We start from the raw sequence: 19,959 nt of genomic DNA on the forward strand, positions 1-19,959 counted from the left end.
CACAAGGATCACACGCCTCCCTGTGGGAGCGAGCCTGCTCGCGAAGAACGATAACGCGGTCGTCAGTCTTCCTGGCGAATCGTGGTCACTTCATCAGCCTTGACCTTGACCTTCGCCCCGGAAATATCCTCGAATTCGAAGAAGCCGTCCTTGGTCTTGGTTTTCGGCATGTCCTTGGTCAAATACTGGGTGCCATTCTGTAGGGTGACCACCGTTGGCGTGGAGCACCCGGTCAGCATCATAAAAGCCGCTGCCGCCAAGGGAAAACCCAGAGTCTTGATGTTCATATCCACCTCTAACACTTCAAAAAAACGCAGCGACTGTCGCGTTCGACAGCACCTCTATCGCGGTTGGTGCAACGGATCGGCAGAAAGTTCGACGCGGCGGAAAAAATTTCCTGACAACGCCTCCGCCCATCCTTTTCCGATTGCACCGGGCGGGGCGTTGCTGGTATCTGTACGCATAACCAGTACTCGCTCGCCATGGCCCATTTTCCCGTGACCGCAAACCCCCTCGACGATCCGTTCTATTACTTGAACAACTTCATGCAAGTGCTTGATTGGCTTCAGCATCGCTATGCCGATGTGTTGAGCGTCGAGGAGCAACGGTTCATCGACGCGTTCAATGGCTTGCCCCGTGAATCCCGGGCATTGCTGGTCAGGATGGTGATGCGCAAGGGCATTCATTTCAGGTGCAGCAAACTGCATTACGTTGAAATCGGTGACATCGCCAGCGCAGCCGAACCGCTAGCGGCGCTGGGTTGGGTCGATGAACAGCTGCCGTTGTCGGTCGAGGAGGTGTTCGAGCTGTTGCTCAAGGCCGAAATCGTTGAATGCCTGGGTAGCGCGATCGAGCAGCCCAAGGGCAAAAAGCTCGATTGGCTGCCGGCGCTGATCGAGCAATTTCCCGAGTCGCGCAGCTTCGCTCAATGGTGCCCGTCGCTGAACGAGCGCCTGTTCAGTTTGACCATCATGGGCCTTTGCGATCGCTTGCGCTTGATGTTTTTCGGCAATCTTTACCAGGACTGGTCGGAGTTCGTGCTGGCCGACCTGGGCATCTTTACCTACGAAAAAGTCGAGTTCTGCGCGGATTCCCGAGGGCTTCGCAGCCGTGAGGACGTGGATGCCTGCATGTTCCTTCATCAATACCAGCAACACTTCGAGGCTGGAGTGGCGGTGGTCGAGGTGGTCGAGCAGATCAACGGGCTGACGCTGAGCAACCCCTGGTTGCAAAGGCGTCGTGACAAGCTGCTGTTCCAGATCGCCCAGCATTGCGAACGCATGGCGGACTTCTCCATGGCGCTGGCGTTGTACCGCCAATGCGCCTATCCGGGCTCGCGTCAGCGGTTGATCCGCGTGCTGGAGCGTTGCGGGGAATATGAACTGGCCCTGGCCCTCGCCACCCAGGCCGAACAATCGCCACAAAGCGCCGCCGAACAACAGCAATTGCTGCGCATGTTGCCCCGGCTGCGGCGCAAGCTGGGCGGGCCACCCGTCAAGCGTCCGTCCGCGCGGGAAATGGTGCGCCTGGAGCTGCAACTGCCCAGGACCGACCCGGAGATGTCGGTGGAATTTTACGTTCAGGGGCACCTGGCGCAAGCGTCGGCGCCGGTGCATTACGTCGAAAACAGCCTGATCAACTCACTCTTCGGCCTGTTGTGCTGGCCAGCCATTTTCGCACCGCTGCCGGGAGCCTTTTTCCACCCGTTCCAGCGCGGTCCGGTGGATTTGCTCAACGAGGACTTCCATGAGCGAAGGGCCGATCTGTTCAAAGCCTGCCTGGCGGAACTGGACGACGGTCGTTATCTGTCGACCATTCGCAGGCGCTATAGCGAAAAATGGGGCGTGCAATCGCCCTTCGTCTTTTGGAACGTACTGAGCGACGAATTGCTGGAGCTAGCCCTGGACTGCTTGCCGGCCGAGCACCTCAAGCACTGGTTCAACCGACTGTTGCTCGACATCAAGGCCAACCGCGCCGGCATGCCGGACCTGATCCAGTTCTGGCCTGAGCAAAAAACCTACCGCATGATCGAAGTCAAAGGCCCGGGGGATCGTCTGCAGGACAACCAACTGCGCTGGCTGGAGTTCTGCCATGAGCACTGCATGCCGATTGCCGTGTGCTACGTGCAATGGGCGGAGCAGGGCGCTTGAGCTACAGCATCGCAGTGCGGGCGCTGTGTGAGTTCACTGCCAAGGTCGGCGACCTCGACCTGCGCTTCACGCCGTCGCCGACCGCGCTGGAAGGCATCGTCGGCCATCGCACGGTGGCGTCCCGGCGCAGCGAGGGCTATCAGAGCGAGGTCGCGCTCGAAGGCTTCTATCAGAATCTGAAGGTCAAAGGTCGGGCGGATGGCTACGATCCCGCGCAAAACTGCCTGGAGGAGGTTAAGACCTACCGCGGCGACTTGAGCAAGCAGCCGGCCAATCACCGTCAACTGCACTGGGCCCAAGCGAAAATCTACGGGTGGCTGATGTGCCGCAAACGTGAGCTTGGCCAGATCAACCTGGCGCTGGTGTATTTCGACATCGTCAGCGAAAAGGAAACCTGTCTGGTCGAGACTTTCAGCGCCCCGCAGCTGCAGCAATTCTTCGAAGAACATTGCACCCGGTTCCTGCACTGGGCCGAGCGGGAAATGGCCCATCGCGAGGGGCGCAACCGGGCGGCGCAGGCGCTGACGTTTCCCCATGCCGATTTTCGACCGGGGCAGCGTCATCTCGCCGAATCGGTGTTCAAGGCCGTCAGCACCGGCCGTTGCCTGATGGCCCAGGCGCCGACGGGGATTGGCAAGACCGTCGGCACGCTATTCCCGATGCTCAAGGCCCTGGCGCCACAGCGGCTGGACAAGGTGTTCTTTCTCACGGCGAAGACCCCGGGGCGCAAACTGGCCCTGGATGCGGCGCAGGTCATCATTGACAGTGCCGATGCCCCGCCCTTGCGCGTTCTGGAGATGATTGCCCGGGACAAGGCCTGCGAGCATCCGGACAAGGCGTGCCATGGCGAATCCTGCCCTTTGGCCCAGGGTTTCTATGACCGCTTGCCGGCCGCGCGCCAGGCCGCCAGTGAACTGAACCTGCTGGATCAAAGTGCATTGCGCACGATCGCCCTGGCGCATGGGGTATGTCCGTATTACTTGAGTCAGGAAATGGCCCGTTGGGCCGACCTGGTCGTTGCCGATTACAACTATTACTTCGACTTCAGCGCGTTGCTGTTCGGGTTGGCCCAGGCCAACCAGTGGAACGTCGCGGTGCTGGTGGACGAAGCCCACAATCTGGTGGAGCGCGCACGCCAGATGTACAGCGCCAGCCTCGATCAGGCGACCCTCGACACGGTACGAAAAAGTGCTCCCGAGCCGTTGAAAAAGCCCCTCCAGCGAGTCAATCGCGAATGGAACGCCCTGCATAATCAGCAGCAGGGCGCCTATCAGGCTTATGACAAGACCCCGGAAAAACTGCTCCAGGCGATGTCAGCCTGCAGTGCCAGCATCGGCGACTACCTCAACGATCACCCGCAGGGGCTGGACAGTACGCTCCTGGGTTTTTACTTCGACTTGTTGCAGTTCAGCCGCGTGGCTGAGCTCTTCGACGAACATTTCCTGTTCGATATCAGCAAACGCGACCTTGAGCGCAAACGACAGCGCTCGCAGCTGTGCCTGCGTAACGTGGTGCCTGCCGGCTTCATCGGGCCGCGCCTGACGGCCGCACGCAGCACCGTGCTGTTCTCGGCGACGCTCAGCCCGCGCCACTATTACGCCGATCTGCTGGGGACGCCGGCGAACACCGTGAGCATCGACGTCGAATCGCCATTTGACGCCGACCAGTTGCAGGTTCACATCGTCAGCCGGATATCCACCCGGTTCGTCCATCGCCAGGCGTCCGTGGCGCCGATTGTCGAGTTGGTCGCCAACCAGTTCGGCCAGCGCCCGGGCAACTACCTGGCGTTTTTCAGCAGCTTTGATTATTTGCAGCAAGTGTCGCTGTTGCTGGCCGAACGACATCCGGGGATCAGGCAGTGGTCGCAGTCCCGTGGCATGGCAGAAGCGCAACGCCAGCAATTTCTCGATCAGTTCACCGAAGGTAGCGAAGGCATCGGTTTTGCGGTGCTGGGCGGGGCATTCGGCGAGGGCATCGACTTGCCTGGTGCGCGACTGATCGGCGCGTTCATCGCCACCCTGGGACTGGCGCAATTCAATCCGGTCAACGAACAGATGAAAGGGCGCATGGCCGCGATTTTTGGCGCCGGCTACGATTACACCTACCTGTTTCCCGGTGTGCAGAAAGTGGTGCAGGCCGCCGGAAGGGTGATCCGCACCCAGCAGGACCAGGGCGTGGTGATGCTGATCGATGACCGCTTTGGCGAGAGCAAGGTCAGACAGTTGCTGCCGCGCTGGTGGTCGATTGGTAAATCGCTTGCTTGAGGCATCAAGGGTGGTCGGGTGAGCGCCGAAGTTTCGGCTTTTCAAATCGACAGTTTGTCGCATACTCCAGAAAAACAATCATGACGCGAGAACCCAATGAGCGAGGATCGAACCAAAGTGGACGTGAGCGATGAGACGCGCTTCCGTCTGCTGATCGATGCGGTGGTCGACTACGCGATCTACATGATTGATCCCGACGGCATCATTACCAGTTGGAATGCCGGCGCCAGGCGGTTCAAGGGGTATGAGGAGGCCGAGATTCTCGGTCAGCATTTCTCGCGGTTCTACACCGACGAGGATCGCCAGGCCGGATTGCCGCAACGGGCGCTGGACACGGCGATTCGCGAAGGACGTTTCGAAGGCGAGGGCTGGCGTGTGCGCAAGGACGGCACGCACTTCTGGTCCCATGTGGTGATCGATCCGATCCGCGATCCTTCGGGCCGGTTGCTGGGGTTTGCCAAGATCACCCGCGACCTGACCGACCGCAAAATGGCCGAGGAAACCCTCAAGCAAAGCGAACAGCAATTTCGCTTGCTGGTGCAAAGCGTCACCGATTACGCCATCTACATGCTTACCCCGGACGGGCGCGTCAGCAACTGGAACCCGGGAGCCCAACGCATCAAGGGTTATTTGCCCGATGAAGTCATCGGCAAGCATTTCTCGATGTTTTACACCCCCGAGGATCGCGAAGCCGGCGAGCCGCTGCGCACCCTGGACGTTGCGGTGCGCGAAGGGCGGTTCGAAAACAAGGGCTGGCGCCTGCGCAAGGACGGCACGCGCTTTCTCGCCCATGTGGTGGTGGACCCGATCTGGGGGGATACGGGTACATTGCTCGGGTTCGCCAAGATCACCCGCGACATCACCGAGGCGGCACAAGCGCAGCAGACTCTCGAGCAAACCCGCGAGGCGCTGTTCCAGGCGCAGAAAATGCAAGCCATCGGCCAGCTCAGTGGCGGGATTGCCCACGACTTCAATAATTTGCTGACCGTGATTCTCGGCAATCTGGAAATCGTCCGTAAGCGCATGCCAGACGATCCGAGATTGACCCGTCTGCTGGACAACGCCGTCCAGGGCGCCTTGCGTGGCGTCTCCCTGACCCAGCGCATGCTGGCGTTTGCCCGGCGCCAGGAACTCAAGGCCGAAGCCGTCGAAATACCGAAGCTGGTGGAGGGCATCACCGGACTCTTGCGCAGCTCCCTGGGGCCTACGGTGAAAATCGAAACCCGCTTTACGCCAGAACCCGAGCCGGTGCTGGCCGACGTCAATCAGCTTGAGCTGGCGGTTCTCAACCTGGCGACCAATGCGCGCGATGCGATGCCCAATGGCGGAACCCTCGTGCTTGGCACGCGCACGGAAGTGGTCCTGGATCATCCCCATTCAGCCCTGGCAGCGGGGCGCTACGTGTGCTTTTCCGTCACAGACACAGGGGAAGGCATGGATGACGCCACCCTGTCTTCGGCAATGGACCCGTTTTTCACCACCAAGGGTGTCGGCAAGGGGACGGGACTGGGGCTATCGATGGTGCATGGCTTTATCGAACAGATGGGGGGGCGCTTCCTGCTCAAAAGCGAGAAGGACAAAGGCACCACCGCCGAACTCTGGCTGCCGGTGGCCAAGGCCGGTTCGGTGACCGGACGACAGGCCACGGAGCCGGACGCACCGCAGGTTCAGCGACTCAATGTACTGGTGGTCGATGACGATAGCCTGGTGTTGACCAGCACCTGCCTGTTGCTGGAAGACCTGGGGCATCATGTCAGTATTGCCGAATCGGCTGCCCAGGCGTTGCAGTTACTGAAAAGCGAGCAGCACTTCGATCTGGTCATCACCGATATGGCCATGCCGCAAATGAATGGTGCGCAACTGGCGCAGGCCATCCAGATCATGATGCCGAACCTGCCGATCATCCTTGCCACGGGGTATGCCGAACGCCTGGATGGCTTTGCGGCCAGACTCCCGCGCCTGTCCAAACCCTTTACCCAGATAAACCTGGTGGACATCATCGCAGCGACGATGAAGTGAGCCGGCGGTTGTGTTGCTCGTATCGTGCCAGCATCGGCTGGGTGCTGATGCCGTGCAGCAAAATGCTCAGCGCCACCACCGACAGCGTAAGGTCGGTACACAGGCCGGCCACTGCTGTCGGGAGGTCGTGGTTCAAGGCGTAGAACAGATAGTAAAAACTACCGATACCGCGAATCCCGAACCAGCCGATCAAAAGACGTTGCCGGCCGTTCAGCAAACTGCCCCAAGGCACGAGCGCGACGCTCAGGGGCCGAATCACGCAGAACAGTACCAATGAGATCGCCAGTGCACGCCAGTCCCAGTGCCCGATCAGTACCACTCCGAGCAGGGTCACCAGAAACACTTCCATGGCCCGTTCGACCAGGCCGCCGAAAGACAGCATGTCACCGATCATGATGCCGGCGGCGACCTGGCTCTCCTCCAGATTCGCCACATCGCCATGCACCGCGGCATCGGGCTCGACATACTGATGACCGACCACCGCTTGTACCAAGTGCTCGGCCGGCGGTTGGGTGTGCCCCGTTGACTTGACCTCGGCCCGACGCAAGCCCAGACCGGCGGCGAACACCGAGAGAAAGCCGTAGCCATGAACCGCCTCGGCTGCGACATAGGCCAGCGCAATCAGGGCGAACGTCAGGTAGTCGTTGGGGGAGAGGGTGCTGTCGGCATTGCGGATACGCATCGACAGGGTCAGGCGCCCGATGCCGCGTCCCATGCAGTAGCCAATCAGCAAGCCGGCGGGCACAGCCCATAACAGACGTTTGAGCGCCCAATCATCCAGCCAGGCACTGGACGAACCCTCGCCTTGTTGCAAGAACAGCAAACCGAGGATCACAAACGGAAAAGCGATGCCGTCATTGAGACCGGCCTCGCCGGAGAGCCCGAAACGTACCGGGTCGTCATCCTTGGCATCGTTGACCTGCACCAGGGATGCGAGCACCGGGTCGGTGGGCGCCAGAATCGCGCCGATCAGCAATGACGGCCCCCACGCCAGGCCGAAGGCAAAGTGCAGTAACAGGCAGACGCCGGTGATACTCAGGAGCATCACCGGCCCCGCCAGGCCGAATGCCACCCGCCACTTCCTGTCCTTGAGCGGCAGTCGCAGCTTGAGCCCGCAGACGAACAGCGAAAACAACACCGCCACTTCCGTCAGGTGCTCCATCCAGACCGCCGCATCCTTGATATCCAGCCTGAGCCAGCCCAGGCCCGCCGGCCCGATGGCCACCCCGAGGGCCAGGCACACGGCCGAAGTGGTCACCGGCAGCCAGCGCAGGTACGACGAGGTGAGTGCCAGCGTCAGCAGCACGGCACCCAACACCGCAACCCAGGCGATAAAGCTCATGGCTGCAAAGCTGCGGACATGACGACCTCCAGATAGCGAAAGCCCCGCCATGGCGTAAACCTGTAGGAGCGAGCTTGCTCGCGATGGCCGTTAACGATAACGCGTGCTTACTGGCTAAATGCGGCGCTCTTCAGTCCATCGCGAGCAAGCTCGCTCCTACAGGATCACGTCGTGGCCGAGTAAGCTGTGGAGCACTCGACGCGTCCAAGGGTTCCATTTTTCATTAGACCCCCGACGTCAAAGGATCGGTTTGCCCCCGGTCACGCCAAAGCGCTGGCCGGTGATGTAGCTGCCTTCATCCGAGGCCAGCAGGACATAAATCGGCGCAACCTCCACCGGTTGCCCCGGCCGCCCCAGCGGTGTGTTGCCACCGAAGTTCTGCACCGTTTCCTCCGGCATGGTCGAGACAATCAAGGGCGTCCAGATCGGCCCCGGCGCCACGCTGTTCACACGGATATTCTTTGGCCCGAGCATTTGTGCCAGGCCCGCGGTGAAGTTGGCAATTGCGCCTTTGGTCGTGGCATAGGCGAGCAGGGTCGGGTTGGGCATGTCCGAATTGACCGAACTGGTATTGATGATCGAACTGCCGGGCTTCATGTGTTTCAGCGCAGCCTGACAAACCCTGAAAATGGCGGTGATGTTGACGTCGAAAGTCATCACCCATTCCTCATCGGGTATGTCCTCGAGGCTCTCATGGGTCATCTGGAACGCGGCGTTGTTGACCAGCACGTCGATGCGGCCGAAGTGTTCGACGGTTTTTTCCACCAGCGCCCGACAATGCACCTTGTGCGCCAGGTCGCCGGGCAGCAGCAGGCATTGCCGACCCGCCTGTTCGACCCAGCGGGCGGTTTCCTCGGCATCTTCCTGTTCATCGAGGTAGGCAACGGCGACATCGGCACCTTCGCGGGCGAAGGCAATGGCGACGGCACGGCCGATCCCGCTGTCGCCACCGGTGATCAGCGCAATCTTGCCCTCAAGGCGTCCCGAGCCTTTATAGCTTTGTTCGCCACAGTCCGGGTACGGGTCCATTTTGCGCTGGGAGCCGGGGACGGGCTGCTGTTGTTTGGGGAAGGGTGGTTTTGGATAGTCGGTCATCATTGATCTCCAGTCTCAGCGTGGGGAGTCAAAGGGTTGACCGTAGGTTTTTGGCTGGAGTTCGGTTGGGTTTCAGATGACTTGCGGGACTCCGCAAATCACACAAATCCCCTGTGGGAGCGAGCCTGCTCGCGAAGACGTCGGCACAGTCAACAAAGATGGAGACTGATACACCGTATTCGCGAGCAGGCTCGCCCCCACAAGGGGATCTGTGGTGTATCAGGCCTTGAGGTGACGCAAGCTACGCTCCATCCGCGCGATCCCTTCCTCCAGCAACGACCGTGGGCAGCCGAAGTTCAGGCGCACGAACTGTTTGCAGTCATCGCCGAAATCCAGGCCCGGGCTCAGCCCGACTTTTGCCTGTTCGAGGAAGAACTGCTGCGGGTTGTCCAGCCCCAGCGCCGTGCAGTCGAGCCAGGCCAGGTAGGTGCTTTGCGGCACGTTCATGGTGATGCCCGGCAGGCGGCTGCGCACGGCGTCGACCAGGTAGTCGCGGTTGCCTTGCAGGTAAGCGCTTAACTCGGCCAGCCAGGGACCGGCCTCGCTGTAGGCCACCCGGGTGGCTTCCAGGCCCAGCGGGTTGACGCTGTCGACCATGCCGCAACGGGCGTGGTTGACCCGCTCGCGCAGGTGGCGGTCCTGAATGATCATGAACGAGGTTTTCAGCCCGGCGATGTTGTAGGCCTTGCTGGCCGACATCAGGGTGATGGTGCGCTGGGCGACTTGTGGGCTCAGGGTTGCCATCGGAATGTGTTTGCGCCCGTCGAAGCACAGTTCGGCGTGGATTTCGTCGGAGATGATCCAGGCGTCGTGCTCCTGGCAGATGTCGGCGATGGCTTGCAGTTCTTCCCGAGGGAACGCTTTGCCCAGCGGGTTGTGCGGGTTGCTCAGCAGCAGGGCACCACCGCCTCGCAGCGACTGGCTCAGGGTGTGCAGCGGGGTGGCGTAGGTGCCGTCCGCTTGCGTGTCGAAATTAAGCTCGACCTTGTTCAGGCCCCAATGGCCCGGCGCATGGCGCAGCGGCGGGTAGTTCGGGACCTGCACCACGACATTCTGTTGCGGTTGCACCAGCGCCTTGAGCGCCATGTTGAAGCCTGACTCGACCCCCGGCAGGAAGATCAGTTCTTGCGGCTCGACACGCCAGGCGTACTTGTTCCACAGGTCGGCAACGATGGTCTCGCGCAGGTTGTCCGGGGCTACGCTGTAGCCGACCATCGGGTGTTCCAGACGCTTTTGCAGGGCCTGGATGATCATCGGTGGCGCGGCGAAATCCATGTCGGCGACCCACATCGGCAACACGTCGGCCGGGTAGCGGCTCCATTTGGTGCTGCCGGTGTTGTGGCGGTCGAACACCTGATCAAAATCGAAAGTCATGCGTGGTCTCGTAACGGCAGGGTTGGATATGGCGCCATGATAAGCGCCAATCCCCTTTGGGGGCGAGCCTGCACAATAGTCATAAAACACACACACTGTGGGAGCTGGCTTGCCAGCGATGACGGCGGCACAGTCAAAATTGATGTTGGCTGACCGACCGCTATCGCGGGCAAGCCCGCTCCCACAGGGTTCGACAAACGGCCGACGGTCGGTTTTCACACAGATTGTCAGTGTGTTGACTAAAGTTTGAGATGTCGGCAGCCCGTCTGCCGCGACCGTGATTGTCCAGAAAAATCCGGCAAAGCACCGGATTTCCACCTGATCAGGAGTGCACGATGGACCTCAGCCGTCGTCAGTTCTTCAAGGTCGCCGGTATCGGCCTTGCAGGCTCTAGCCTGGGCGCGTTGGGTATGGCCCCGACGCCTGCCTTTGCCGAACAGGTGCGTCATTTCAAGCTCGCCCACACCCATGAAACCCGCAACACCTGCCCGTATTGCTCGGTCGGCTGCGGGTTGATCATGTACAGCCAGGGCGATGCGGCCAAGAATGTCGCGCAAAACATCATTCACATCGAAGGTGACGCCGACCACCCGGTCAACCGCGGCACCCTGTGCCCCAAAGGCGCCGGCCTGCTGGACTTCATTCACAGCCCCGGACGCCTGCAATACCCGCAAGTGCGCAAACCCGGCAGCGACGAGTGGACGCGTGTTTCCTGGGATGAAGCGCTGGATCGCATCGCCGACCTGATGAAGGCCGACCGCGACGCCAACTTCATCGAGAAGAACGCCCAGGGCCAGACGGTGAACCGCTGGCTGACCACCGGTTTCCTCGCGGCATCGGCGGCGTCCAACGAAGCGGGCTACATCACCCACAAGGTCATTCGCAGTCTCGGCATGCTGGGGTTTGATAACCAGGCGCGTGTCTGACACGGCCCGACGGTGGCAAGTCTTGCCCCGACGTACGGCCGTGGTGCCATGACCAATACCTGGACCGATATCGCCAACGCGAATCTGGTTCTGGTGATGGGTGGCAACGCAGCAGAAGCGCACCCATGTGGCTTCAAGTGGGTGACCGAAGCCAAGGCGCACAACAAGGCGCGGCTGATCGTGGTCGATCCGCGTTTTACCCGGACCGCCTCGGTGGCCGACTATTACGCGCCGATCCGCACCGGCACCGACATCGCCTTCATGGGCGGGCTGATCAATTACCTGCTGACTGAAGACAAGATCCAGCACGAATACGTGCGCAACTACACCGACGTGTCGTTCATCGTCAAAGCCGGCTATGGCTTCGAGGATGGCATTTTCAGTGGCTATGACGCGGCCAAGCGTCTCTATACCGACAAATCCGGCTGGGGTTATGAACTCGGTGCAGACGGTTTCGTCAAGGTCGACCCGACCCTGCAGGACCCGCGCTGCGTCTATCAATTGATGAAACAGCACTACAGCCGCTACAGCCTCGAACTGGCGAGCCAGATTTGCGGCATGCCGGTCGATGCCATGCAGAAAATCTGGGAAGAAATCGCCACGTGCTCGACACCGGGCAAGACCATGACGATTCTCTACGCCCTGGGCTGGACCCAGCATTCGATCGGCTCGCAAATCATCCGCAGCGCGGCGATGGTGCAACTGCTGCTGGGCAACGTCGGGATGCCGGGCGGTGGCGTGAATGCCTTGCGCGGGCACTCCAACATTCAGGGACTGACCGACCTGGGCCTGTTGTCCAACTCGCTGCCGGGCTACCTCACGCTGCCCGGCGATGCCGAGCAGGATTACCAGGCCTATATCGTCAAACGCACGCAAACACCGCTGCGTCCCGGACAGCTGTCCTATTGGCAGAACTACGGCAAGTTCCATGTCAGCCTGATGAAAGCCTGGTACGGCGCCAATGCCACGGCCGAGAACAACTGGGGCTACGACTACCTGCCGAAACTGGACATTCCCCAGTACGACATCCTCAAGGTCTTCGACCTGATGGGCCAGGGCAAGGTCAACGGCTACATGTGCCAGGGCTTCAACCCCATTGCCGCGTTGCCCGACAAGAACCGGGTGATGACGGCGCTGGCCAAGCTCAAATGGCTGGTGGTGATGGATCCGCTGGCCACCGAAACCTCGGAGTTCTGGCGGCATGTCGGGCCGTACAACGATGTGAAGAGCGCCGATATCCAGACCGAAGTGATTCGCCTGCCCACCACCTGTTTCGCCGAGGAAGACGGTTCGCTGGTCAACAGCAGCCGCTGGTTGCAATGGCACTGGAAAGGTGCCGACGGCCCGGGCGAGGCGCGTACCGACGTGCGGATCATGAGCGAGTTGTTCCTGCGCCTGCGTCAGCGTTACCAGGCCAACGGCGGTGCCTGGGCCGAGTCGATCCTCAAGCTGTCGTGGCCCTACAAGATTGCCGACGAGCCTTCACCGGAGGAACTGGCAAAAGAAATCAACGGCAGCGCCACCACCGATTTCACCGACGCCACGGGCGCGGCGATCAAGGCCAATGCGCAACTCTCCGGCTTCGGACAGCTCAAGGACGATGGCAGCACCGCGTCCGGTTGCTGGATTTTCTGCGGCAGCTGGACCGAGACGGGCAACCAGATGGCCCGGCGCGATAACAACGATCCGTTCGGCATGCATCAGCATCAAGGCTGGGCCTGGGCCTGGCCGGCCAACCGGCGGATTCTCTACAACCGCGCCTCGGCCGACCCGCAAGGCAAGCCGTGGGACGAGAAAAAACGCCTGGTGTGGTGGAACGGCAAAGCCTGGGGCGGCACCGATGTGCCGGACTACAAGGCCGATGTGGCGCCGGAAGCGGGGATGAATCCGTTCATCATGAACCCCGAAGGCGTGGCGCGCTTCTTTGCCGTCGACAAGATGAACGAAGGCCCGTTCCCCGAACACTACGAGCCTTTCGAAACGCCGATCGGCATCAACCCGCTGCACCCGCAAAACAAGAATGCCACCAGCAACCCGGCGGCACGGGTCTTCGATTCGGTATGGGACTCGCTCGGCGTGGCCAAGGATTACCCGTACGCCGCCACCAGCTATCGGCTGACCGAGCATTTCCACTTCTGGAGCAAGCACTGCAGGCTCAACGCGATCAGTCAGCCTGAGCAGTTCGTCGAAATCGGCGAAGTGCTGGCCAAGGAGAAAGGCATCGTCGCCGGTGATCGTGTGCGCGTCAGTTGCAAGCGCGGGCACATCGAAGCGGTGGCGGTGGTGACCAAGCGAATCCGGCCGTTGCAGGTCAACAATCAGGTGGTGCACCAGATCGGGATCCCGCTGCACTGGGGCTTTACCGGCCTCACGCGCCACGGTTACCTGACCAACACCCTGGTGCCGTTCCTCGGCGATGGCAACACCCAGACCCCGGAATCCAAGTCATTCCTGGTCAACGTGGAGAAAATCTAAATGGCCAGCCAAGACATCATTGCCCGCTCGGCCACCACCACCGTGCCATCTTCGGTACGTAACCTGGAGGAAGTCGCCAAGCTCATCGACACCACCAAGTGCATCGGCTGCAAGGCTTGCCAGGTCGCCTGCTCGGAATGGAACGAACTGCGCGACGAGGTCGGCCATAACCTGGGGACCTACGACAATCCGCAGGATTTGAGCGCAGAAACCTGGACCCTGATGCGCTTCACCGAGCACGAAACCGATGCCGGCAACCTCGAATGGCTGATCCGCAAGGACGGTTGCATGCACTGCGCCGAACCCGGTTGCCTGGCGGCGTGCCCCAGTCCCGGGGCGATCATCAAGCACGCCAACGGCATCGTCGATTTCGACCAGGACCACTGCATCGGCTGTGGTTACTGCATCACCGGTTGCCCGTTCAACATTCCGCGCATATCGCAAAAGGATCACAAGGCCTACAAATGCACGCTGTGCTCGGACCGGGTGGCCGTAGGGCTGGAGCCAGCCTGTGTGAAAACCTGTCCGACCGGCGCCATCGTGTTCGGCACCAAGGAAGACATGAAGGAGCATGCCGCCGAACGCATCGTCGACCTCAAGAGCCGTGGCTTCGATAACGCCGGTCTGTACGACCCGGCTGGCGTCGGCGGCACCCATGTGATGTACGTGCTGCACCACGCCGACACGCCGAAACTGTATGCCGGGTTACCGGGCGACCCGGTGATCAGCCCCCTGGTCGGCCTGTGGAAAGGCCTGAGCAAACCCCTCGCGCTGCTGGCGATGGGCGCGGCGGTGCTGGCCGGGTTCTTCCACTACGTGCGCGTCGGGCCGCAGGTGGTCGAAGAGGATGAACTGCCCCACGGCCCGGACCCGGCGGTGCATGAAGTCGATCCAGCGGTGCACACCTATGATCCCAAGCACCCTCCGAAGACAGGGGACCGATCATGATCCGCAAGCAGATCCTTCGCTACACCGCCAACCAGCGCACCAATCACTGGCTGGTGGCGATTCTGTTTTTGATGGCCGGGTTGTCCGGGCTGGCGCTGTTTCATCCGGCGTTGTTCTGGCTGAGCAATCTGTTCGGCGGCGGCCCCTGGACGCGCATCCTGCACCCGTTCATGGGCGTGGTGATGTTCCTGCTGTTTCTCGGCCTGGTGGTGCAGTTCTGGCGTGCCAATTACTTCATCAGCAATGACCGGTTGTGGCTGCGGCGCATCGACCGGGTGATGCGTAACGAGGAGGAGGGTGTACCGCCGATCGGCAAGTACAACCCGGGGCAGAAGTTGCTGTTCTGGACTTTACTGCTGTGCATGCTGGTGCTGCTGTTCACCGGGTTGGTGATCTGGCGTGCGTACTTCAGTGAGTACTTCGGCATTACCAGCATTCGCTGGGCGATGCTGCTGCATGCACTGGCCGGTTTCGTGCTGATCCTGAGCATCATCGTGCACATCTACGCCGGAATCTGGATCAAAGGCTCGGTCAGCGCGATGATGCATGGCTGGGTCAGCCGCGCCTGGGCGCGCAGGCATCATGAACTGTGGTACCGGGAAGTGACCCGCGACGAGCGCCCCGAGCCGCCGTTGAACAAAATGCCTTTGGATAAAAAAGGATAGCGACTTGGCGACCATCCTCGAACCCGGACAAATCGAAGCGGCGGCCGGTTCGCCGCCGTTTCTGCACCTGCCGCCGCACAACCTGTTCAGCCTGCGCGCCGAGCGCCTCGAGTATCTGGCCCAAGGGCATCAGGACGTGAGACATCCGCTGGCCGATTACCTGCAGCTGCTGGCCGGGGTGTGTCGGGCGCAACAGCAAGTGCTGGATGATCCGCCGCTCGGCGAGCCCCTCGACCGACAACGCATCGAGCTGTGCCTGCAACACGGACTGCCGCCATTCGCCGCCGACAGCCTGAGCCGCGAGGACGATTGGCAGGCCTATTTCGATGCCTTTTTGCAACGCTACACCGCCCCCGAGCAACCCGCCGTGGCCGAGGCGCTGGACACCTTGCGTCAAGCCGCCCCCGGACACCGCCGGGCCTGGGCGGTGGCACTGGTCAGTGGCCAGTATTCGCTGGTGCCGGCAGCTTTGGTGCCGTTTCTCGGCGCGGCCTTGCAAACCGCCTGGAGCCATTGGCTGCTGAGCACGCCGAATCTGCAACTGACACAAGGCACCAGCCTGAGCCAGTGCCCGGCCTGCGGTTCGCCGGCCATGGCCGGCGTCATCCGCAATCGCGGCAAGCACAACGGTTTGCGCTACCTGGTCTGTTCGTTGTGCGCCTGTGAATGGCACGTGGTGCGGGTCAAGTGTGTGTATTGCGAGCAAAGCAAAGGCCTGGAGTACCTGAGCCTCGAAGACGATCGCCACGCCGCCAATCAGGCGCCGCTGCGGGCCGAGGTCTGTCCGGGCTGCAATGCCTATCTCAAGCTGCTCTATCTGGAAAACGACGCCCACGCCGAAGCGCTGTCGGCGGACCTGGCCAGCCTGATGCTGGACATGCGCCTGGCCCAGGACGGCTACCAGCGGCTGGCGCCGAATCTGTTGCTTGCACCGGGAGACGAGTGAGTACAGGGTCTACACTCTGGATGTGGGAGCGAGCCTGCTCGCGAAGGGGCCGGGTCAGACGTCGCCAGTCTCGAAACTGACCACTGCCCTCCAACCCCTTCGCTTTCCGGAGCGCCTGATGCCCGCAAGCCTTGCCAGTCAAATCCCGCATCTGCCTTCCATTGACAGCCTGTTGCGCCACCCGGCGTACGGCCCCTTGGCCGAGCGCTACGGGCGTGAGGCATTGCTGGCCGCTTTGCGGCAATTGCTCGATGAAGTGCGGGAAAGCGTACGCCAGGGCCAGGTCGAAGCCGTTGAAACCAGCCCCGAGGTACTGGCAGGCCGGGTCGCAGAACGCCTGGCCAATCAGCATCGCAGCCATGTGCGCCGGGTCTTCAACCTGACTGGCACCGTGCTGCACACCAATCTGGGCCGCGCCTTGCTGCCTGAGGAAGCCATCGAGGCCGTACACATGGCCGCGCGCTACCCGCTCAATCTGGAGTTCGACCTGCACAGCGGCAAGCGCGGTGACCGCGACGATCTGATCGAAGGGTTGATCCGCGAGCTGACCGGCGCCGAAGCGGTGACCGTGGTCAACAACAATGCCGCCGCTGTGTTGCTGACCCTCAACAGTCTGGGGGCGCGCAAGGAAGGCATCATTTCCCGGGGCGAGCTGATCGAGATCGGCGGCGCCTTTCGGATTCCCGACATCATGGCCCGCGCCGGGGTCAAGCTGCACGAAGTCGGCACCACCAACCGTACCCACGCCCGCGACTACGAAGCCGCCATTGGCCCGCGCAGCGGTCTGGTGATGCGCGTGCATGCGAGCAACTATGACATTCAGGGGTTCACCACCCGGGTGCCCACGGCGCAACTGGCACAACTGGCGCATCAACATGGCTTGCCGCTGCTCGAAGACCTGGGCAGCGGCAGTCTGCTGGACCTCACGCGCTGGGGACTGCCCGCCGAACCCACGGTGCGTCAGGCCTTGCTCGACGGGGCCGACATCGTCACCTTCAGCGGTGACAAGTTGCTTGGTGGTCCGCAGGCCGGGTTGATTGTCGGGCGCAAGGACCTGATCGCCCGGATCAAGAAAAATCCGCTGAAGCGCGCGCTGCGTGTCGACAAGCTGACCCTGGCCGCCCTTGAAGCCGTGCTGGGTCTGTATCGCAACCCGGATCGTTTGGCCGAACGCCTGCCAAGCCTGCGTCTGCTGACACGGCCCCAGGCGGAGATCCTCGCCCAGGCTGAGCGCCTGCAACCGTCACTGGCGCGGGTGCTGGGCGCTGCCTGGAGCGTCAGTGCGGTGCCGGCGCTGGGGATGATCGGCAGTGGCAGCCAACCGGTGGCGCGTTTGCCCAGTGCCGCGCTGTGTCTGCGCCCGCATAGCTCCAAACGTCTTCGCGGGCGCTGTCTGCACGGTTTGGAGGAATCCTTGCGCGGCTTGCCGATCCCGGTGCTCGGGCGCATTGATGACGACGCCTTGTGGCTGGACTTGCGGCAACTGGACGACGAACCGGCGTGGCTGGCGCAGCTTGACCGGTTGCAGATCGGGGACCGGGCAGGGTGATTGTCGGCACCGCAGGGCACATCGATCATGGCAAGACCGCCTTGCTCCAGGCCTTGACCGGGCAGACCGGCGACCGACGCCGGGAAGAGCGCGAACGCGGCATGACCATCGACCTGGGTTATCTGTACGCCGAGCTTGAACCGGGCGCGGGTTTGAGCGGTTTCATCGACGTGCCCGGCCATGAGCGCTTCACCCATAACATGCTCGCCGGCGCGCAGGGCATCGATCTGGTGCTGCTGGTGGTGGCGGCCGATGACGGTGTGATGCCGCAGACCCGTGAGCATTTGGCGATCGTCGAATTGCTCGGCATCCCGCGGGCCTTGGTGGCCATCAGTAAATGCGATCGGGTCGAACCTGCCCGGGTGCAAGCCGTGCGCGAGCAAATCAGCGCCTTGCTGGCGCCCGGTCCCTATGCGGATGCGCCGTTGATTGCCTTGTCGAGCGTGACCGGCCAGGGCATCGCAACCCTGCGTCAAGCCTTGCTGGATGCCCAGCGTGACGTGCAGCAACGCAGCCTGGATGGCGGCTTTCGCCTGTGGATCGACCGGGCGTTCAGCGTGGCCGGAGCAGGTATCGTGGTCACCGGCACCGCGCTGTCCGGGCAGGTGGCGGTGGGCGATACATTGCTGCTGGGTCCCCTTGGAAAACCGGTACGGGTGAGGGGCTTGCATGCGCAGAATCAAACCGCCGAAAGCGCCATGGCCGGCCAGCGCGTCGCGTTGAACCTGCATGCCGAACGCCTGGCACTGGAGCAGATTCATCGTGGTCAATGGCTGGTGGCCGAATGGCTGTACGCACCGACGCAACGACTGGACATCGACTTTCAGTTACTGCCCGGTGAGCCCCGTTCCTTTGAACATTTCCAACCGGTGCATGTGCACATTGGCACTCAAGACGTGAGCGGACACGTGGCCTTGCTCGAATACGCCAGCCTGGCGCCGGGCGAGAGGATGTTCGCGCAAATCCTGCTCAATAGGCCGGTGCAGGCCGTGAAGGGTGATCCGTTGATCCTGCGCGACCAGAGTGCCCAACGCACACTGGGCGGCGGACGGGTACTCGACCCGTTCGCACCGACCCGGCACCGTCGCAGTCCCCAACGGATGGTGCAGCTACATGCGTTGGCCAGCAGCGCTCGACTGGAAACCCTGCTGCCGGTACTGCTGGCCAACAGTGCGACTGGACTCGATCCCCAACGACTGGAGCGCCAGTTCAATCAACCGCGGACAAGCTGGGTGTTGCCTGATGACGTGCGCTTGATCGAAACGCGGCAAGGGCCGGTGTTGTTCGACGCTGCCTGCTGGCAGGCCCTGAAAGCCGATCTGCTGCAACACCTGGCGCGCTTTCATGAACTGGAGCCGGATCAAACGGGTCCGGACCGTGATCGTCTGCGCCGTTTCACCGGGACGGCGCTCGACCGCCCGACCTTCATCAGCCTGCTCGACGAATTGCTCGCCAGCGGTGCCATCGCCGCCAGCGGGCCATGGCTGCATTGGCCCGATCATCAGGTACGCCTGAGTGAAGAGGATGAAAGCCTGTGGCAGCAATTGCAGCCGTTGTTCGAGGCGGGCGGCTTCGATCCGCCGTGGGTGCGCGACCTGGGGCATGACGAAGCCACGGTGCGCTCGCTGCTGCGCAAAATGGCCCGGCTGGGGCTGATGCATCAGGTGGTGCGGGATCTGTTCTATACCGACACGATGATCCGTCGTCTGGCGGCTATGCTGTTGCAACTGGCCGACGCCAATCCGGTGATCCAGGTGGCGGCGTTTCGCGATGCGGTGGGCCTGGGGCGCAAGCGCAGCATTCAGATTCTCGAATACTTCGACCGGCTCGGCCTGACCCGCCGGTTTGGCGACAAGCGTCATATCCGCCAGGACAATGCGTTGGCCCGGCGAGCAGATCACTGATAATCAGGAAGGCAATCGCGCCCGGTGGCGCGGCCGGGCTTCAAACCCGGTTGGGGACGGCATCCGTTCCCGGGCCGGTTCGACTCCGGCTGCCTTCCGCCACTTTTCAATCAACCAACCTGATGTTCGCGGCTGTCCCCTCGATCTGATTCTGCAGGAGCAAAGCTTGCTCGCGATGGCGGTGGATCAGGCGCTGCATTGTCGACCGGACTGCCGCCATCGCGAGCAGGCTCGCTCCCACCTTCGATGTGTGTCGCACACACTGTTTGTGGCCGCTGAAGATCCCCTGTGGGAGCGAGCCT

Annotated in this window: 14 protein-coding genes and 1 tRNA gene; 10 read left to right on the forward strand and 5 right to left on the reverse strand. The window is 62.0% G+C overall.

The features are described from left to right. Nucleotides 1-62: 62 nt before the first annotated feature. The gene (locus tag ACW9HW_RS21285) at nt 63-287 is read right to left on the reverse strand and encodes a YgdI/YgdR family lipoprotein (protein ID WP_095194243.1); all 225 of its coding nucleotides are present in this window, start codon (nt 285-287) and stop codon (nt 63-65) included. A gap of 195 nt (nt 288-482) precedes the next feature. On the opposite strand from ACW9HW_RS21285, the gene ACW9HW_RS21290 reads away from it, so the two are divergent. From ACW9HW_RS21290 to ACW9HW_RS21300, 3 genes are all read left to right on the forward strand, one after another. Then, nucleotides 483-2,150: a VRR-NUC domain-containing protein gene (locus ACW9HW_RS21290; protein ID WP_457401669.1), complete on the forward strand. Its 1,668-nt coding sequence runs from the start codon at nt 483-485 to the stop codon at nt 2,148-2,150. Next, nucleotides 2,147-4,414, forward strand: a complete 2,268-nt coding sequence (locus ACW9HW_RS21295; protein WP_457401670.1) for an ATP-dependent DNA helicase — start codon at nt 2,147-2,149, stop codon at nt 4,412-4,414. The genes ACW9HW_RS21290 and ACW9HW_RS21295 overlap by 4 nt, the downstream gene beginning before the upstream one ends. 96 nt (nt 4,415-4,510) lie before the next feature. Next, on the forward strand, nt 4,511-6,433 hold the full coding sequence (locus tag ACW9HW_RS21300) for a hybrid sensor histidine kinase/response regulator (RefSeq protein WP_095194245.1): 1,923 nt from the start codon (nt 4,511-4,513) through the stop codon (nt 6,431-6,433). Here ACW9HW_RS21300 and ACW9HW_RS21305 read toward each other — a convergent pair. From ACW9HW_RS21305 to ACW9HW_RS21315, 3 genes are all read right to left on the reverse strand, one after another. Further along, the gene (locus ACW9HW_RS21305) at nt 6,411-7,775 is read right to left on the reverse strand and encodes a cation:proton antiporter (protein WP_095194246.1); all 1,365 of its coding nucleotides are present in this window, start codon (nt 7,773-7,775) and stop codon (nt 6,411-6,413) included. The two genes, ACW9HW_RS21300 and ACW9HW_RS21305, sit on opposite strands and share 23 nt — an antisense overlap. A 237-nt stretch (nt 7,776-8,012) precedes the next feature. Further along, entirely contained in the window at nt 8,013-8,870 is an 858-nt protein-coding gene (locus ACW9HW_RS21310; RefSeq protein WP_095194247.1) for an SDR family oxidoreductase, read from the reverse strand. 219 nt (nt 8,871-9,089) lie between these two features. Beyond that, nucleotides 9,090-10,244: a MalY/PatB family protein gene (locus ACW9HW_RS21315; RefSeq protein ID WP_457401671.1), complete on the reverse strand. Its 1,155-nt coding sequence runs from the start codon at nt 10,242-10,244 to the stop codon at nt 9,090-9,092. 335 nt (nt 10,245-10,579) lie between these two features. Here ACW9HW_RS21315 and fdnG point away from each other — a divergent pair, with 335 nt between their 5' ends. The 7 genes from fdnG (at nt 10,580) to ACW9HW_RS21350 (ending at nt 19,759) form a co-directional block, all read left to right on the forward strand. Beyond that, entirely contained in the window at nt 10,580-13,645 is a 3,066-nt protein-coding gene (gene fdnG, locus ACW9HW_RS21320) for a formate dehydrogenase-N subunit alpha (protein WP_141232950.1), read from the forward strand. After that, nucleotides 13,646-14,593 carry a formate dehydrogenase subunit beta gene (fdxH, locus tag ACW9HW_RS21325; RefSeq protein ID WP_095194251.1) on the forward strand — a complete coding sequence of 316 codons (948 nt, stop codon included), beginning with the start codon at nt 13,646-13,648 and terminating at the stop codon, nt 14,591-14,593. Further along, nucleotides 14,590-15,258 carry a formate dehydrogenase subunit gamma gene (locus ACW9HW_RS21330; protein ID WP_095194252.1) on the forward strand — a complete coding sequence of 223 codons (669 nt, stop codon included), beginning with the start codon at nt 14,590-14,592 and terminating at the stop codon, nt 15,256-15,258. Before fdxH ends, ACW9HW_RS21330 begins: the two co-directional genes overlap by 4 nt. A 4-nt stretch (nt 15,259-15,262) precedes the next feature. Further along, complete coding sequence (gene fdhE / locus ACW9HW_RS21335; RefSeq protein ID WP_095194253.1) at nt 15,263-16,204, forward strand: formate dehydrogenase accessory protein FdhE; 942 nt, start codon at nt 15,263-15,265, stop codon at nt 16,202-16,204. A gap of 118 nt (nt 16,205-16,322) precedes the next feature. Then, complete coding sequence (gene selA / locus ACW9HW_RS21340; protein ID WP_457401672.1) at nt 16,323-17,753, forward strand: L-seryl-tRNA(Sec) selenium transferase; 1,431 nt, start codon at nt 16,323-16,325, stop codon at nt 17,751-17,753. Continuing rightward, a complete protein-coding gene (selB, locus tag ACW9HW_RS21345) occupies nt 17,750-19,657 on the forward strand; it encodes a selenocysteine-specific translation elongation factor (RefSeq protein ID WP_457401673.1) in 1,908 nt (635 codons plus the stop codon). The genes selA and selB overlap by 4 nt, the downstream gene beginning before the upstream one ends. Nucleotides 19,658-19,663: 6 nt before the next feature. Next, a tRNA-Sec gene (locus ACW9HW_RS21350) sits at nt 19,664-19,759 on the forward strand. Nucleotides 19,760-19,763: 4 nt separating this feature from the next. On the opposite strand, the gene ACW9HW_RS21355 is transcribed toward ACW9HW_RS21350, so the two are convergent. Next, on the reverse strand, nt 19,764-19,959 hold a 196-nt coding region (locus ACW9HW_RS21355), incomplete at its 5' end, for a hypothetical protein (protein WP_457401674.1).

Source organism: Pseudomonas sp. SDO5532_S415 (genome assembly GCF_054071155.1).

Bases quoted from the DNA above. Each gene is read 5' to 3' on its own strand.
- ACW9HW_RS21285 (WP_095194243.1), bottom strand. From the start codon at position 287: ATGAACATCAAGACTCTGGGTTTTCCCTTGGCGGCAGCGGCTTTTATG.
- ACW9HW_RS21290 (WP_457401669.1), top strand. From the start codon at position 483: ATGGCCCATTTTCCCGTGACCGCAAACCCCCTCGACGATCCGTTCTAT.
- ACW9HW_RS21300 (WP_095194245.1), top strand. From the start codon at position 4,511: ATGAGCGAGGATCGAACCAAAGTGGACGTGAGCGATGAGACGCGCTTC.
- ACW9HW_RS21305 (WP_095194246.1), bottom strand. From the start codon at position 7,775: ATGAGCTTTATCGCCTGGGTTGCGGTGTTGGGTGCCGTGCTGCTGACG.
- ACW9HW_RS21310 (WP_095194247.1), bottom strand. From the start codon at position 8,870: ATGACCGACTATCCAAAACCACCCTTCCCCAAACAACAGCAGCCCGTC.
- ACW9HW_RS21315 (WP_457401671.1), bottom strand. From the start codon at position 10,244: ATGACTTTCGATTTTGATCAGGTGTTCGACCGCCACAACACCGGCAGC.
- fdxH (WP_095194251.1), top strand. From the start codon at position 13,646: ATGGCCAGCCAAGACATCATTGCCCGCTCGGCCACCACCACCGTGCCA.
- ACW9HW_RS21330 (WP_095194252.1), top strand. From the start codon at position 14,590: ATGATCCGCAAGCAGATCCTTCGCTACACCGCCAACCAGCGCACCAAT.
- selA (WP_457401672.1), top strand. From the start codon at position 16,323: ATGCCCGCAAGCCTTGCCAGTCAAATCCCGCATCTGCCTTCCATTGAC.